Origin of the sequence: Blattabacterium sp. (Blaberus giganteus), assembly GCF_000262715.1 — a bacterium.
In the GTDB taxonomy this organism is placed as follows: Bacteria; Bacteroidota; Bacteroidia; order Flavobacteriales; family Blattabacteriaceae; genus Blattabacterium.
In genome coordinates this window covers 1-16,684 of record NC_017924.1, presented here as the reverse complement: position 1 = coordinate 16,684, position 16,684 = coordinate 1, and the positions used below count along the sequence as shown (strand labels likewise).

Below are 16,684 nucleotides of genomic sequence, written 5' to 3'. Positions count from 1 at the left end.
ACAGAAAAACTGTATTCTTATTTTACTTAAATTAGGTAAATATTTTCATAAAAAAAATATTAATGGGATTAGTAATAGATTTTATGAAGAATCTTTTTACTCAAGAAATAGCTATAGATTTAGGTACAGCAAATACACTGATTATGCATAATAACAAAGTAATAGTAGACTTACCTTCAATAATAGCTATAGATGTAAGAACAAAAAAAGTATTAGCAGTAGGGGAAGAAGCTAAACAAATGCAAGGAAAAACACATGAAAATATAAAAATTTACAAACCATTGAAAGATGGAGTCATTGCAGATTATCAAGTGGCAGAACTTATGATTAAAGAATTTCTTAAAAAAATTCCAGGTGTAAATAACAAATTTTTTACTCCATCATTAACAATGGTTATTTGTATTCCATCCGGAATCACAGAAGTGGAAAAAAGAGCCGTAAAAGATTCAGCTCAGCATCTTAATGCTAAAGAAGTATATCTTATTGAAGAGCCCATGGCCGCTGCTATAGGTTCAGGTATTTCTGTCACCAAAGCTGAAGGAAATATGATTATTGATATAGGAGGAGGAACCACAGAATGTGGAGTCATAGCTTTAGGTGGAATAGTATGTCAAAAATCTATAAAAATAGCTGGAGATGTTTTTACTAATGATATTGCTTATTTTCTTCGTTCTAAATATAATCTGTATATTGGAGAAAGAACTGCAGAAAAAATAAAAATAGATATAGGAGCGGCTATGGAATCTATAGAAACTCCTCCAAAGGAAATTCATATACAAGGAAGAGATCTTCCAACAGGAAAACCTAAAGAAATGAATCTTTCTTATAAGGAAACAATTCCTGCTTTAGATAAATCGATTTTACGAATTGAGGATGCCGTTATGGAAACTCTTTCTAGAACTCCCCCAGAACTTGCCGCAGATATTTACAAAACAGGAATATATATGGCAGGTGGAGGATCTCTATTAAGAGGATTAGATAAAAGAATTTCCAATAAAACCGGTCTTTCTGTTTATTTAGTAGAAGATCCTTTGAGAGCTGTAGTAAAAGGAACAGGAGTTGCGTTAAAAAATATTGATAAATTTACATTTTTAATGAAATAGGATTGATTTTTATGCGTGAAATTTTTAATTTTTTTTTAAAATGGCGTTTCCTGATTTTCTTTTTTTTACTAGAATTTTTCGCTGTTTTTCTTTCCTTTTCAAATTCAAAATTTCATCAATATATTTATGCAGGTTCTTCAAATTTTATAATTGGAAAAATTTATGAATCCATCTACAAATTGCGTAGTTATTTTTTATTAGAAATTGAAAACAAAAAACTTTTAAATGAAAATAAAAGATTACATGAAGCTCAAATATCTTCTAAAATAAGAAAAATATCTAAAGATTTTCAAAAAGAGGATATTCATTATTTACAACAGTATACTTTTACTCCAGTAAAAATTATAAATAATAGTATACACGAACAATCCAACTATATAACCATAAACAAAGGAAATATAGATGGAATTTCCCCAGATATGGGGATTATATTGTCAGATGGAATTGCAGGGATTATTATAAAAAGTTCTCCACATTTTAGTATAGCAATTTCTCTTTTAAATCCAAAAATTAAGGTCAATGCCAGACTAAAAAAAAATAAGTATTTTGGAACTCTTAGTTGGAATGGATTGGATCATGAATATGTAGTTTTATATGATATACCAAGACATTCCACGATACATAAAGGAGATATTGTCGAAACAGATGGTAAATCTTCCACTTTTCCTGAAGGAATTACAATTGGAAGAGTTCATTCTTATAAATTGGATGAAGAACATGCTAATTATATTATAAAAGTGAAACTCATGGCTAATTTTTCTACCATAGAAAATGCTTATGTTGTAAAAAATTTGTTTAAAAAAGAATGGAATGATGTTCAACTTTATAAAGTTGAAAATAAGTAATGAATCTAATTAAAAGTTTTATTATTTCTGTATTTTATATTTTCATTTTTTGTTTAATTCAAGTATCAATATTAAATTCTTTATTTTCATCAGAATTATATCCTTATATATATATTCTTTTTATATTAATATATCCATACAATGAAAATAGATTTTTGTTTTTGTTTTTATCATTTTTAATAGGATGGATAATTGATCATTGCATGAATTCTGGAGGAATTCATGCTTTTTCTTCTACTTTATCTGCTTTTTTAAGATTGAAATTTTTACAATTTTTTGACGGAAAAAACTTTATAAATAGAAACGATTTTTCAATTTATGAATTGTCTTTTATAAGAAAAGTGCTTTATATATTTTCGTTAGTTGTTACACATCATTTTTCTTTGTTAATATTAGGAATGTTGAAAGGTAGTATTTTCAACAAAATTGTTTTATTTAGAACAACATTTAGCAGTATTTTTACAACTATTTTATGTATTATATATTTTTTTTTCAAAAAAATTAAACAATGAAAAAATTATATAAATTTTACATTTTGTTAATTTTTATAGGTATAATTCTCATAATCAGATTATTTTATATCCAAATATATACAGAAAAGTATATTTTGAATGCTTTTAATACTTCTATAAAACAAGAAATTATTATTCCTGAAAGAGGGTCTATTTTTGATAGAAATGAGAATCTATTGGTTTTTAACAAATCTATTTATGAATTAATAGTTATTCCTATTCTTATAGATGAACATTTTAACATTATAGAATTTTGTAATCTCGTAGGAATTGATAAAAATACTTTTTCTAAAAATTTAGAAAAAGCAAAAGCTTATTCTAAATATTTGCCATCCGTTTTTTTACCTTTTATTTCAAAAGAAAAGTTCGCTACTATACAAGAAAAACTTTATAAATACAAAGGGTTTGATTGGACAAAACGTTCTCTTAGGGATTACAAAGTAGAAAGTTCATCCAATATATTAGGATATATAGGAGAAGTTACTCAAAAAGTAATTAAAAAAGAATCTAATTATTATCAAATGGGAGATTTTATTGGTTGGGCCGGTGTAGAAAAATCTTATGAAAAAATTTTAAGAGGAAAAAAAGGAGTAAAATATTGGGTAAGAGATAGAAAAGGATGTATTATAGGAAGTTATAATAATAATAAAAATAATATAAAAGCTATAAGTGGAAATGATATTTCTTTAACTATAGACTGGAATTTACAAAATTACGCAGAACAGCTTATGTATCAAAAAAAGGGAGGAATCGTTGCTATAAATCCTAAAAATGGAGAAATTTTATCCTTAGTATCTAGTCCCATTAATGATCCCAATTTATTTGTAGGTATAAATAGATCTAAAGAATTTAAAAAATTAATGAAAAATACAATAGATAATCCTTTATTTGATAGAACTACACAAGCTCGTTATCCACCAGCTTCTCCATTTAAATTGCTTACTGAATTAGCAGGTCTTCAAATGGGAGTAGTAGACACTAATACGACTTTTATATGTTATAAGGGATTTAAATATGGGAAAAAGAGAATTCATTGTCATTCTGGAATTCATGGATTTCCTATAGGGATAGAAACAGCAGTAGCTGTATCTTGTAATAATTATTTTGCACAAGTTTATAAACGTGTGATAGAAAAATATCCTAAAGATTTGACAAAAGGAGTTAATGAATGGTGTGATATTATAAAAAGTTTTGGTTTTGGAAATTATTTGTATAACGATTTAGCTACAGGAGAAAAAGGTGTTATTCCTTCTGGAGACTATTATAATAAAAAATATGGAACAACAAAATGGAATGCTATTACAATTATTTCTAATAGTATAGGTCAAGGAGAGATCAATGTGACTCCTATACAATTAGCTAATATGGTTTGCGCTATAGCAAATAGGGGTTTTTTCTATACTCCACATATAGTAAAACGAATAAATCATCAACTTATATCAAATCCTAACTACACTGTAGCTAAACAGACTAAAGTAAAAAAGAAATATTTTGATTTAATTATTAATGGAATGGAAAAAGTATTTATTATCGGAACTGGAAGAAGTTTTAGATCATACGATATTAGAATGGCTGGAAAAACAGGAACGGCTCAGAATTTTATTAAAGTGAATCATAAAAAAATAGTTTCTTTACCCGATCATTCTATTTTTATATTGTTTGCTCCAATAGAAGATCCTAAAATTGCTATTTCTGTTATAATAGAAAATGGAGGATTTGGATCTCGTTGGGCCGGACCTATTGCTAGTCTTATTGCAGAAAAGTATATCAAAAATAATGTGATTAGAAAAAATCTTGAAAAAAAAATAATGACTTCAGGACTGCAAAAAGTATATAATTCAATAGCAAAAATGAAGAAATTAAATAACTTTTACACTTATACATATAATGGTAAAAAGAAATAAAATATTATTTAAAAACATAGATTGGGGAGTTGTTATCATTTATATTATTATGATCTTTTTTGGATATATGAATTTATATTCTGTATCTCCAGAAAAAGCAGAAAAACAGTTAATATGGATATTGTTTAGTTTTGTTTTCATATTTATTGTTTTTCTGTTTAAACCTATTCATTATAAACATATAGCTCCATTTTTCTTTTTATTTACGTTATTTCTTTTGATTGGAGTCTTTTTTTTTGGAAAAAATATAAATGGTTCAAAATCTTGGTATGTTTTTGGTCCTATTAGTTTTCAACCGTCTGAGTTAGCTAAAATATCAACATCTTTAATAATAGCTCATGTAATGAGTCAAGAAAATATCGAAAATAATCATAAAGCATTATTCCATATATTTATTATATTAGTATTGCCTGCTTTTTTGATATTTTTACAACCTGATCCTGGTTCTTCTATAGTTTTTTCTTCTTTTCTTCTTACTTTATATAGAGAAGGGTTATCTATTTCTTTTCTACTTTATTTTTTATTTTATATTTTTTTGTTTGTGGTTTCGTTAAATTTATCTCCTTGGATTGTTATTTTACTTTTATTTATTATTTTTATTTTTTTCTTTCTTTTTAAAATTAAAAAAAATACATCTCTTGCTGATTTATTTTTTTACATATTTTTGTTTATTAGTTTTTCAGTTTTTTCTATTTTTTCTCCATTTTTTTTTCAAAAATTTTTTAAACAACATCATAAAGATAGAATCAATATTTTATTTCAAAATGAATTTGATAGAAAATATAGAGATAATGTAGGATATAATTTATTATATTCTAAAACAGCTATTGGTTCAGGAAAATTTTTTGGAAAAGGATATAAAAAAGGGACTGTGACAAAAGGAAAATTTGTTCCTGAACAGCATACTGATTATATTTTTTGTACTGTAGGAGAAGAATGGGGTTTTATAGGAAGTGTAATTTTAATTATATTTTATTTATTATTTATTAGTCGTATTTATTTTTTATCTGAAAGACAAAAAGATGTTTTTGGAAGGATTTTTGGGTATTCAGTTGGAAATATTTTTTTCATTCATATAATTATTAATTTAGGAATGGTTATGGGTCTTTTCCCAACAATAGGGATTGTTATGCCTTTTTTCAGTTATGGAGGATCTTCTCTTTGGTCTTTTACTGTTTTATTATTTATATTTATAAAAATGGATTCATCAGATCAAACTAGTTTGATCTGATGAACTTAGGTTTAAGTAAAATAATGATTTGAAATTTCATTAATAAGGGGCTGATTTTGGATTTGACAGCAAGATAAGTCATAAAAGAAAGCATATCGTGTCACGTAAGGTATTACACGAAAATCAAGCGTTACAAATATATAAATGGCGAAAAAGAATACGCTTTTGCTGCTTAATGTTAACATTATAGCTTCATCTGCAAAAAAACGCAGAAGCAAAATATCTCTCAGAAATTTTTCCTTATAATTTCTGATATAGAGGTACTTAAAAATATTAAGGATAAGAAAACAGATGATTCTTAAGTTTTCTGAATTATATTTTGAATCTTAAGTTTTTATTCTGGATCCAAAACTTGGATAAAAATGTAAAAAATTTTTTTGGATAAATATGGATAAATCTTTTATACGACTTGTTTGGACGCGGGTTCGAATCCCGCCAGCTCCATTTATTTATTTTTTTTTCATTAAAATTTTACATAAAATGAGTAAAATTGAGTTTTTTATATACAGTGTGTTTTCGGGTATTTTGTTGGGATTTGGATGGCCTACTGATGGATTTCCCATATATTTATTTATTGCCTTTATTCCTTTATTATATATAGAAAATTATTTAAATCATTCTTTATTTTCTATTTTATTATTTTCTTTTATTACTTTTTTTACCTGGAATGCTATTTCTACATGGTGGTTATTTTATGCAAAAAGACCTAATGGAACTTTTGCAATAGAAGCTTATTTAGTTCCAGTTTTACTTAATGCTTCTTTTATGTCAATCATTTTTTCTTTTTATTCATGGATTAAAAAACATATAAAAAATAAAAGAATAGGATATATATTTTTAGTTTGTTTATGGATCTCATTCGAAAAAATGCATTTAGAATGGGAGTTATCTTGGCCATGGCTGAATTTAGGAAATGGTTTTGCTAATCGTACAGAATGGATTCAGTGGTATGAATATACGGGGATTTTAGGAGGATCTATATGGATATGGATAGTAAATATTGGATTTACAGAATCCATTTTTAAGTATAAAAATGATAAAAACATCTTTTTTTTATATAAAAGAATATTTTTTAATATAGGAATAATTTTTTTCATGATTTTTATTTCAAATCTTATATATATAAAATATAGAAGAAATCACAATGAACGTACTGCAAATGTATTAATTTTACAGCCTAACATAGATCCATATAATCAAAAATATTACACTTCTACAGATAAATTAATTTCAAAATTAAAAAAATTAATAGATAAAAAAATATCTGAAGAACCGATGATAATCATAGCCCCAGAAACTATGTTTCCAGGAAAAGGAAATAAAATACAAATAAAAGATATAAATAAAAATAAAATTATTTCCGCGTTTAAAGATTATTTAAGAAATAAATCTCCAAATACAGTATTTATAACAGGAATAGAATTATTTACTTTATATCGTAAAAATCAAAGTAAAACTTCCATTCCTATTTTTACAAAAGACAAAAAAAATATGCAATGGATAGATATTTTTAATTCTGTAATTCAAATAGGAACTCATGAAAATGTTGAATTTCATCATAAATCTAAACTAGTACCAGCAGTGGAGACTTTTCCTTATAGGAAAATTTTTTCACCTATATTAGGAAATATATTACTTAATTTTGGAGGAACTATAATGGAACTTGGAAAAGAAAATTATCCTTCTGTTTTTAAACATCCTTATTTAGGAATAAAAATAGCTCCTATTATTTGTTATGAATCTGTTTTCGGAGAATATGTTTCGAATTTTTTTAGAAAAAAAAATGCAGAATTAATGGTTGTTGTTACTAATGATGGATGGTGGGGGACATCACAAGGACATAAACAACATATGTGTTACGCTCGTATTAGAGCGATTGAAAATCGAAAATGTGTAGCTAGATCGGCAAATACAGGAATTTCTTGTTTTATTAACGAAAAAGGAGAAATTATATCATCCATTCCTTATGGAAAAGAAGGAATTTTGTATGATAAAATATATTTAAATAAAAAGAAAACTTTTTACATTAAATATGGAGATTTTTTTTCTAGAATTAGTTTATTGACAACAATTATAATTTTATTATATGCGATCACATATAATAAAATTATAAACATAAAATTTGAATAAATAGATTTAAATTTTTATTTTTAGATAAGCTTCCCCTATATGATTAATAATATCATTAGCAATGATAGCTTCTTTGCTTAATTTTTTTGAGGCAATATCTCCTGCTAATCCATGTAAATAAACTCCCATTATACATGATTCTTTTGTAGAATATCCTTGAGATAATAGACTCATTATCATTCCCGTGAGAATATCTCCACTACCAGCAGTTGACATTCCGGGATTTCCTGTACTATTAAAGTATAAATTTCCACTAGGTGTTGAAATAATGGTATGAGCTCCTTTAAACACAATAAAAATTTTATATTTTTTAGACATTTCTTTTAATAAACGTAATTTATCATAATCATTTTTCCATGATCTACATAATAATCTTTGAAATTCTTTTGGATGTGGAGTCAAAATAGTTTCTTCCGGAAGAAGATCCAATAATTGCAATTTATGTGATAATATATTTATAGCGTCAGCATCAATTACCATTGGTATTTTTTTATTTTTTATTTTTAATAAAAAAGATTCTAGAGCGTACACCGTTTTAGGATGCACGCCCATTCCCATTCCTATTCCTATTGCGTTTATATTATTTTCATTAGAAATAACAATATTATTGATCCAATGTTGTTTCGTTTTATCTGTATTTACAATAGCTTCTGGAAGTGCATTTTGGATAATTTTATATCCATAATAAGGAACGTATACGTTCAATTTTCCTATTCCAGTACGAAAACTAGCCGTTGCGGAAAGAACAACAGATCCCATCATGCCAAAACTTCCACCTATAATCATTCCATGTCCATAATTTCCTTTATGTGAAAATTTTTGTCTTCTTTTTTTTTTATATATAGCGTGAATATATGCATTATCTATATAAAAATTTTTAGTTTGTATTTTACGAAGAAAATCTTCTTTCCACCCTATATTTATCAAATACCATTTTCCAACATAGTCTGCATAATTTGGGAATAGAAAAGGTAATTTTGGAACTTGAAAAGTTAAAGTGTGAGTGGCTTTGATGATTCCTTCAAAATTTTCATGATTTTTTTCCATAAAAAGTCCGGATGGAACATCTATGGATATAACTGCTTTAAATTTTTTTTCGTTTATATAACGAAAAAAAGATTTCCAATATGAATTAATTGTACGATTGAATCCTATTCCGAAAATAGCATCTATAATATAACTTTCTTTATAAAAGTAAGGAAATTTTTCATTTTCAAAAATCGTTTTAAAATTTATTCCATGCTGTAATATTTCATTTTTTTTGATTAAAAATTCATTTGAAAAATGACTAGAAATGTTAACTAAATATACCGAAACCATTGCTCCGTATAAATGTAACATATAAGATAAAGATAATCCATCTCCTCCATTGTTTCCATTTCCCACTAATATTATAAATGGAATTTCTTTAATTTTAAAATATTTATTATGAATCATCCAGTTAAAACAACTTTTTGCGGCTCTTTCCATTAATTGAACAGAAGAAATTGATTCTGAATCAATACAATATTGATCTGCTTTTCTAATTTGATTTAAAGAAAGAATTTTCATTTTTTAAAATGAATTTATTATTTTTGATTTTATAAGTTTTTATTTTTGTGATATCTGATTAGAATTAATATCTGCAAATATAAAACGATTTATCTAGATGGCCGAGTATAATTTGCCCCTTCCAGCCATGGGTGAAAGTATAGCTGAGGCTACTGTCATTCGTTGGTTAAAAGAAGAGGGAGATTCTATAAAAAAAGAAGATGTTTTAGTTGAAATAGCTACAGATAAAGTAGATTCTGAAATATCTTCCCCTGTAAATGGGATATTAAAAAAGAAACTATTCGCTCCCAATGAAGTTGCTAAAGTGGGAAGTTTCATTGCTATTTTAGAAATAGAAGAAAAATTTCCTTTAGAGGATATATCAATAGAAAAAAATAAAAAACGTTTTTATTCTCCTCTTGTACGAACAATTGCTCATAGAGAAGGAATTAGTTTTTATGAATTGGAAACGATAAAAGGAACTGGAGAAAAAGAACGTGTTACTAAGAAAGATATATTAAAATATATTCGTATTAAAAAAAATAGTATTGTTATTCCTAAATGCGATAGAAATATTAAAAGTAGTATAAATAATGATGAAAATGAAGAAATCATTGAAATGGATAGAATACGTAGGATTACTGCGGAACACATGATTAATAGTAAAAATATTTCTGCACATGTAACTTCTTTTGTTGAAGCGGATGTTACTAACATAGTAAAATGGAGAGATAAAATAAAAGATAATTTTCAGAAAAATACGGGAGAAAAATTAACTTTAATGTCCGTCTTTGTAGAATGTGTTGTAAAAGCTATAAAAGATCTTCCCATGATAAATATTTCCGTAAATGGAACAAACATAATAAAAAAAAGAAATATTCATATAGGATTAGCTACAGCATTACCTAATGGTAATTTGGTTGTTCCTGTAATAAAAAATGCAGATTCTTATAATTTAGTAGGATTAATAAAAATTATAAATGACTTAATAAAAAGAGCTAAATCTAATCAATTAAAACCTGAAGAAACTCAAGGTGGAACTTATACTATAAGTAATATAGGAAGTTTTGGAAATCTTTTTGGTACACCTATTATACATCAACCACAGGTTGCTATTATGGCGATAGGATTAATTCAAAAAAAATTGTCTATAATAGAAACTCCAGAAGGAGATTTAATAGGCATAAGACATAAAATTTATTTATCTCATTCTTATGATCACCGTGTAATAGATGGTGTTTTAGGTGGATTTTTCGCTAAAAAAGTAGCTTTATATTTAGAAAAATTTAATTGTTATACAAAAATATAATTATGAAAATCAGTTTTGATGCTCTCATTGAAATTCCCAAAGGAAGCAGAAATAAATATGAATTTGACAAAAAAAATAACTTAATTCGATTAGATAGGGTTTTGTATTCTCCTATGAGTTATCCAACAGATTATGGTTTTATTCCAAAAACTCTTTCTATGGATGGAGATCCATTAGATGTATTAGTTTTTTTAACAGAACCTACAGTGCCAGGTTGTTTAATAGAAGTAAAACCTATAGGAATTTTTTTCATGATTGATGAAAAAGGAAAAGATGAAAAAATTATCTGTGTCCCTGTAGCAGATCCTAATTATAATGTTATCAATAATATTGATGAAATCGCTTTACATACTAAAAAAGAAATAGAACATTTTTTTTTGGTATATAAAGATTTGGAAAATAAAAAAGTAAAAATAGGAAATTGGAAGGATAAACAAGAAGCTATTTATGTATATGAGCAATCTCGTTTACGATATCAAAATCATTTAACGAATATGTAGCTCTTTTAATTTGTCTTTTTCTAAAAAAGATGGAGCATTTGTCATGATGTCTTTTCCATAATTATTTTTTGGAAAAGCAATGAAGTTTTTTATGTTTTTATTTCCTTCTAAAAGATTAACTAATCGGTCTAATCCAAAAGCTATTCCTCCATGAGGAGGAACTCCATATTCAAAAGCTTTTATAAAAAAACCGAATCTATGTTCTATTTCTTTCTGAGATAATCCTAAATGTTTAAAGATTATATTTTGTATATTTTTATTATGAATACGGATAGATCCACTACCAATTTCTATTCCATTTATAATTAAATCATAAGATTTAGAACGAATATTTTTTGGATATTTTTCTAATAAATGAAGATCTTCTTCTTTTGGACTTGTAAACGGATGATGTACAGATTTATATTTTTTAGATTGTTCTTCCCATTCTAATAGGGGCAAATCTGTAATCCACAAAGGTTGAAAAGTTTTAGAATTTTTAAGATTTAAAAAATCTGCTATTTTCAATCGTATTTTTCCAAGTTCTTCTCTAGTTTTTCTTTTTTTACCATAAGAAAAAAATAATAAATCACCAGGTAAAGCTTTAAAATATTTTACAAAAATTTTTAAATTTTTTTCGTTTAAAAAATTTATATTGGAAGAAGGTAAAGTTTGATTAGATAAACATTTTATCCAAAAAAAATTTTTATTTTCTATTTTTTTTAAAAAGAAATTGATTTGATCATTATCATGGATATTATGACATTTTTGAATTTTAATTCCTATCACTAATTCTTGCGTTTTCAACAAATTAATTTTTTCTCTTTTAACTAAATCATTCAATTCGACAAAAGTCATGTCAAAACGAATATCAGGAGAATCTGTTCCATACATTTTTATAGCTTCAGAATAAGAAATACAAGGAAAAGAATTTAATTGAATGTTTTTAATTTTTTTGAAAATATGTTTAATAAAATATTCAAAAAATACCAATACATCATGAACTTCTACGAAAGACATTTCGCAATCTATTTGCGTAAACTCGATTTGTCTATCCGAACGAGAATCTTCGTCCCTAAAACATTTTACAATTTGAAAATATTTATCTATTCCTCCTATCATCAATAATTGTTTAAATAATTGTGGAGATTGAGCTAATGCATAAAATTTATTAGGAGATGTTCTAGAAGGAACAACAAAACTTCTAGCTCCTTCTGGGGTATAATTTATTAAAACAGGTGTTTCTATTTCTAGAAAACCATTTTTAGAAAGAAAATTACGTGTTTCCAAAGCTAAATTATGACGAATCATCAAATTATTTTTAATAGGATTTCTCCTAATATCAAGATACCGATAAATCATTCTAATTTCTTCATTTCCATCTGTTTGATTTTCTATAGTGAAAGGAGGAGACAAAGATGAATTTAACAAATCTATGTGATAGACTAAAATTTCTATCTCCCCAGTAGGAATATTGTAGTTTTTAGATAATCTTTCTACTACCTTTCCTTTTACTTGAATTATAAATTCTTTTCCCAAAGAAATATTTTTTTTCACTGATTTCTTATAAATAATCAATTGTGTGATTCCAAAATAATCTCTAATATCTATGAAAAATAAAGATCCTAAATTTCTTATTTTTTGAATCCATCCAGATAATATCACTTTTTTTCCAATATCTTTTAGACTCAATTCTCCACAATTATGTGTTCTATACATTATTTTTTATATTCAGATAATTCTTCATAAACTTCTATAACATCTCCAGATCTTATATTATGATAATTTTTTATTCCTAATCCACATTCATATCCTTTTGAAACTTCTTTTACATCCTCTTTAAAACGTTTAAGAGAAGTAAATTCTCCATTATGAATAACAATTCCTTCTCTAATCAATCTGATTTTTGCTTTACGTAATAATTTTCCTTCTATAACCATGCATCCAGCTATAGTTCCTGTTTTTGGGATTTTAAAAATTTCTCTAACTTCAGCATTTCCTAATATTTTCTCTCTAATCTCTGGAGTTAACATTCCATCCATAGCTTCTTGAATATCATTGGTTACGTTATATATAATCGAATATGTTCGTATTTCTATGTTTTCTTTTTTTGCTATATTTTTAGCTCCAATATTAGGACGAACATTAAATCCTATAATAATAGCATCTGAAGCACTTGCTAATAAAACATCAGATTCTGTAATCTGACCTACTCCTTTGTAAATAATATTCACCATAATAGTATTTGTAGATAATTTTTGAAGAGCATCAGCAATAGCTTCAACAGACCCATCTACGTCTCCTTTAATAATAATTTTCAATTCTTTAAAATCACCCAATGCAATACGTCTTCCTATTTCATCTAATGTCAGATGTTTCTGAGCTCGTATATTTTGTTCTCTTTGTAACTGCTCTCTTCTAGAAGCGAGCTGTTTCGCTTCTTTATCATCTTTAAATACTTTAAATTTGTCTCCAGCAGTAGGAGCTCCATTTAATCCTAATATAGTAATAGGTTTAGATGGCCCTGCTGAAGAAATAGATTTTCCTCGTTCATCTAAAATACTTTTTACTTTACCATGATGACTTCCTGCTAAAACATAATCTCCAACTTTTAATGTCCCTCCTTGTAAAAGCAAAGTTGTAATGTATCCTCTCCCTTTATCTAAAGAAGCTTCTATAACTGTTCCTATTGCAGGTTTATTTGGATTTGCTTTTAAATTTAATAATTTTGCAACTAAAAGAACTTTTTCTAATAACTGATCTATCCCATATCCTAATTTTGCTGATATTTCTTGAGTAATATATTTTCCTCCCCATTCTTTGACTAAAAAATTTAAATTAGCTAATTGTTCCCTAATTTTATCAGAATTTGCATTAGATTTATCCATTTTATTAAAAACAAAAAGAATAGGAACAGCAGCGGCTTGAGCATGACTAATAGCTTCTTTAGTTTGTGGCATAACCTGATCATCAGCGGCTATAACTATGATTGCTATATCTGTTATTTGAGCCCCTCTAGCTCGCATAGCAGTAAAAGCTTCATGACCTGGAGTATCTAAAAAAGTAATACTTTTGTGATCAGAACATTCTACACTATAAGCTGCTATATGTTGAGTAATTCCACCAGCTTCACCTGCAATAACATTGGTATTCCTTATATAATCTAATAAAGACGTTTTTCCATGATCTACATGTCCCATGACAGTAATAATAGGGGATCTAGGTTTTAAATGTTCCTCTAAATCTTTCTCATCTTGAACCGCCTCTTCTAAATCTAATCCTACAAATTTTACATTGAATCCAAATTCATCGGCAACTAAAGTTAATATTTCTGCATCTAATCTTTGATTCATAGTAACCATAATTCCTAAAGACATGCAAGAAACAATCACATCCGTCGCATTGACTTTCATCATAGATGCTAGTTCATTAACTGTAGTGAATTCAGCCAATTTCAGAATTTTTTCTTCTTTTTTATTTTCTATTTCATTTTGTATCAGCTTTTTTTCTTTTTTGGATTGACGTTTTTCTTTTCTAATTTTCGAAGCTTTTGACTTTATTCCTTTGGAAGATAACTTTTCCAAAGTTTCTTTAATTTGTTTTTTTATTTGTTCATCAGTAATCCCAGATTTTTTTGTATTTTTTTTGTTTTTTAGTTTATCTATTTTTTTATCATTAGCATGAAAAGAATGTTCTTTATTGATTTTCTTGAAGGAAGGGATTTTTTCTTTGTTTTGTTTTTTTCCTGTTGTAGAAATATTTTTTATTTCTTCAATGAAAATTTCTTGTTTAATTCTTTTTCGTTTTTTTTTAATTTCTGATTTCGTTCTTTTTTTTTCAAATTGAGATAAATCTATTCTATCTCCTGTTAACATAACGCCATCTAATTTTTGATAAATTGTATCAATATGTTCAGGTTTATGTTTATTTGTCTCTATTTTTTTCTCTTTATATTGATGTAAATTATTTTTTTTTTCTTCCTTAGTCCCATATTTATTATCTAAATCTATTTTTCCTATTTTTTTTAACTCAATTAAATTTTCTGGTTTAACTCGTATAATTTTATAATCTTTATGATTATGAATATGTTTTGATTTTAATAATTCTTCTTTTATTTTTTCTTTTTCCATTTTTTTTTGCAAAAAAACTTTTTCAGATGCATCTCGTATATCTTTGTAAGTTTGAAACTCTCGAACAAGAGATTTGTATACTTGTTCTTCTATTTTTGCATTAGGATTATTTTCTATTTCAATTCCTTTTTTTTGTAAAAAACTAATTACTCTTTTTAAGGAAATATTAAATTTGGTTAATACTGTTTTTAATCTGATTTTATCAGTCATAAACATAAATATAAAAATATATTTATAAATAAAATAAAAGAAAAAAATTATGTATTTATATTTAATTCTTCTTCAAATTCTTTTCTTAATATCGTAAATACTTTATTTATAATTTCTTCTTCAAGATCTGTCCGTCTACTTAAATCATTTTTTCTGTAATTTAAAACTGATTTTGCAGTATTTAAACCTACTTTATGGAATTTTTCCAAAACTTCTGATTCTATTTCATCAGAAAATTCTGTTAGTTCTACATCATCTTCGTAAGGATAATCTCTGAATATATGAATTTTGTATCCGGTTAATTGACTAGCTAATTTTATATTTTGACCTCCTTTTCCAATTGCTTTTGATATTTCTTCCATTTTAACATATACATTAACATATTTGTGTTCTTCATTCACTTCCATCATGGAAACTTTAGCAGGACTTAAAGATCGTGTTATATATAATTGTGTATTGGAGGTGTAATTAATAACGTCAATATTTTCATTTTTTAATTCTCTAACAATAGGATGAATTCTAGATCCTTTCATCCCCACACAAGCTCCAACTGGATCAATACGATCATCATAAGATTCTACAGCTACTTTCGCTTTCTCTCCTGGAATACGTGCTACTTTTTTTACTGTAATTAATCCATCAGAAACTTCTGGGATTTCCAGTTTAAAAAGCTCTTCCAAAAAAGATTCATCTTTTCTGGTAAGAATAGCAAAAGGTTTATTATCTTTCCAGTCTACTCGTTTAACTAATACTCTAACTGGATCTCCTTTTCTAAAAAAATCACTTGGAATTTGCTCTTGTTTAGGCAAAACCATTTCATTTTGTTCATCATCTCTCATAATAATTTGTTTTGGCAAAATATGATAGACTTCCACGTTAATGATTTCTCCTATTTTATTTTTAAATTTTTTATAAGTGTTTGTATTATCATGTTCATTAATTTTAGATAGCAAATTTTGTCTTAGTGATAAAATAGCTCTTCTTCCTAAAGATTGTAATTCCACTTTTTCTGTAACTTCTTCTCCGATTTCAAAATCAGGTTCTATTTTTCTAGCTATAGAGAGTTCTATTTCCTTATTTTTATCTTTAACTTTTCCATTTTCCACTACTATCCTATTTCTCCATATTTCTAAATCTCCTTGATCTGGATTTACAATAATATCGTAATTTTTTGATGATTCATATTTTTTTCTTAAAACACATCGTATTGATTCTTCTAATATTCCGATAAGACTTACTCTATCAATATTTTTTTCATATTTAAAATCTGAAAAAGAATCTATTAAAGCTTCATTATCCAT

At 26.2% G+C, this 16,684-nt stretch carries 12 protein-coding genes and 1 other RNA gene; 9 read left to right on the top strand and 4 right to left on the bottom strand.

Features of this window, described 5'->3' with window-relative positions; all coding sequences use genetic code 11:
* The first annotated feature begins 62 nt into the window (after nt 1-62).
* The 7 genes from BGIGA_RS00060 to lnt all read left to right on the top strand — a co-directional run bounded on the left by BGIGA_RS00060 (nt 63) and on the right by lnt (nt 7,725).
* Nucleotides 63-1,103, top strand: a complete 1,041-nt coding sequence (locus BGIGA_RS00060; protein WP_014726343.1) for a rod shape-determining protein — start codon at nt 63-65, stop codon at nt 1,101-1,103.
* 11 nt (nt 1,104-1,114) lie between these two features.
* Nucleotides 1,115-1,948 carry a rod shape-determining protein MreC gene (gene mreC / locus BGIGA_RS00055; RefSeq protein WP_014726342.1) on the top strand — a complete coding sequence of 278 codons (834 nt, stop codon included), beginning with the start codon at nt 1,115-1,117 and terminating at the stop codon, nt 1,946-1,948.
* Entirely contained in the window at nt 1,948-2,460 is a 513-nt protein-coding gene (locus tag BGIGA_RS00050) for a hypothetical protein (protein WP_014726341.1), read from the top strand. Before mreC ends, BGIGA_RS00050 begins: the two co-directional genes overlap by 1 nt.
* Complete coding sequence (gene mrdA / locus BGIGA_RS00045) at nt 2,457-4,364, top strand: penicillin-binding protein 2 (protein ID WP_014726340.1); 1,908 nt, start codon at nt 2,457-2,459, stop codon at nt 4,362-4,364. The genes BGIGA_RS00050 and mrdA overlap by 4 nt, the downstream gene beginning before the upstream one ends.
* The gene (gene rodA, locus BGIGA_RS00040) at nt 4,348-5,595 is read left to right on the top strand and encodes a rod shape-determining protein RodA (RefSeq protein WP_014726339.1); all 1,248 of its coding nucleotides are present in this window, start codon (nt 4,348-4,350) and stop codon (nt 5,593-5,595) included. The genes mrdA and rodA overlap by 17 nt, the downstream gene beginning before the upstream one ends.
* A 46-nt stretch (nt 5,596-5,641) precedes the next feature.
* Nucleotides 5,642-6,042, top strand: a transfer-messenger RNA (tmRNA) gene (gene ssrA, locus BGIGA_RS03090).
* A 33-nt stretch (nt 6,043-6,075) separates the two neighbouring features.
* A complete protein-coding gene (gene lnt / locus BGIGA_RS00035; RefSeq protein ID WP_014726338.1) occupies nt 6,076-7,725 on the top strand; it encodes an apolipoprotein N-acyltransferase in 1,650 nt (549 codons plus the stop codon).
* A 6-nt stretch (nt 7,726-7,731) separates the two neighbouring features.
* Here lnt and BGIGA_RS00030 read toward each other — a convergent pair whose 3' ends face one another.
* Nucleotides 7,732-9,276 (bottom strand): bifunctional ADP-dependent NAD(P)H-hydrate dehydratase/NAD(P)H-hydrate epimerase, encoded by a 1,545-nt coding sequence (locus tag BGIGA_RS00030; protein ID WP_014726337.1) that lies wholly within the window; start codon nt 9,274-9,276, stop codon nt 7,732-7,734.
* Nucleotides 9,277-9,373: 97 nt separating this feature from the next.
* Here BGIGA_RS00030 and BGIGA_RS00025 point away from each other — a divergent pair, with 97 nt between their 5' ends.
* Together BGIGA_RS00025 and BGIGA_RS00020 are read left to right on the top strand one after the other, a co-directional pair.
* A complete protein-coding gene (locus BGIGA_RS00025; RefSeq protein WP_014726336.1) occupies nt 9,374-10,564 on the top strand; it encodes a dihydrolipoamide acetyltransferase family protein in 1,191 nt (396 codons plus the stop codon).
* 2 nt (nt 10,565-10,566) lie between these two features.
* Entirely contained in the window at nt 10,567-11,064 is a 498-nt protein-coding gene (locus tag BGIGA_RS00020) for an inorganic diphosphatase (RefSeq protein WP_014726335.1), read from the top strand.
* Here BGIGA_RS00020 and aspS read toward each other — a convergent pair.
* From aspS to nusA, 3 genes are read right to left on the bottom strand one after another with little or no spacing between them, the layout of a single operon-like run.
* Nucleotides 11,050-12,762, bottom strand: coding sequence for an aspartate--tRNA ligase (gene aspS / locus BGIGA_RS00015; protein WP_014726334.1), 1,713 nt, complete (start codon nt 12,760-12,762; stop codon nt 11,050-11,052). The two genes, BGIGA_RS00020 and aspS, sit on opposite strands and share 15 nt — an antisense overlap.
* Complete coding sequence (gene infB, locus BGIGA_RS00010) at nt 12,762-15,383, bottom strand: translation initiation factor IF-2 (protein WP_041178358.1); 2,622 nt, start codon at nt 15,381-15,383, stop codon at nt 12,762-12,764. The genes aspS and infB overlap by 1 nt, the downstream gene beginning before the upstream one ends.
* Before the next feature lie 47 nt (nt 15,384-15,430).
* Complete coding sequence (nusA, locus tag BGIGA_RS00005) at nt 15,431-16,684, bottom strand: transcription termination factor NusA (RefSeq protein ID WP_014726332.1); 1,254 nt, start codon at nt 16,682-16,684, stop codon at nt 15,431-15,433.

Bases quoted from the DNA above. Each gene is read 5' to 3' on its own strand.
- rodA (WP_014726339.1), top strand. From the start codon at position 4,348: ATGGTAAAAAGAAATAAAATATTATTTAAAAACATAGATTGGGGAGTT.
- nusA (WP_014726332.1), bottom strand. From the start codon at position 16,684: ATGGATAATGAAGCTTTAATAGATTCTTTTTCAGATTTTAAATATGAA.
- BGIGA_RS00020 (WP_014726335.1), top strand. From the start codon at position 10,567: ATGAAAATCAGTTTTGATGCTCTCATTGAAATTCCCAAAGGAAGCAGA.
- mreC (WP_014726342.1), top strand. From the start codon at position 1,115: ATGCGTGAAATTTTTAATTTTTTTTTAAAATGGCGTTTCCTGATTTTC.
- aspS (WP_014726334.1), bottom strand. From the start codon at position 12,762: ATGTATAGAACACATAATTGTGGAGAATTGAGTCTAAAAGATATTGGA.
- lnt (WP_014726338.1), top strand. From the start codon at position 6,076: ATGAGTAAAATTGAGTTTTTTATATACAGTGTGTTTTCGGGTATTTTG.
- mrdA (WP_014726340.1), top strand. From the start codon at position 2,457: ATGAAAAAATTATATAAATTTTACATTTTGTTAATTTTTATAGGTATA.
- BGIGA_RS00025 (WP_014726336.1), top strand. From the start codon at position 9,374: ATGGCCGAGTATAATTTGCCCCTTCCAGCCATGGGTGAAAGTATAGCT.
- BGIGA_RS00030 (WP_014726337.1), bottom strand. From the start codon at position 9,276: ATGAAAATTCTTTCTTTAAATCAAATTAGAAAAGCAGATCAATATTGT.
- BGIGA_RS00050 (WP_014726341.1), top strand. From the start codon at position 1,948: ATGAATCTAATTAAAAGTTTTATTATTTCTGTATTTTATATTTTCATT.
- infB (WP_041178358.1), bottom strand. From the start codon at position 15,383: ATGACTGATAAAATCAGATTAAAAACAGTATTAACCAAATTTAATATT.
- BGIGA_RS00060 (WP_014726343.1), top strand. From the start codon at position 63: ATGGGATTAGTAATAGATTTTATGAAGAATCTTTTTACTCAAGAAATA.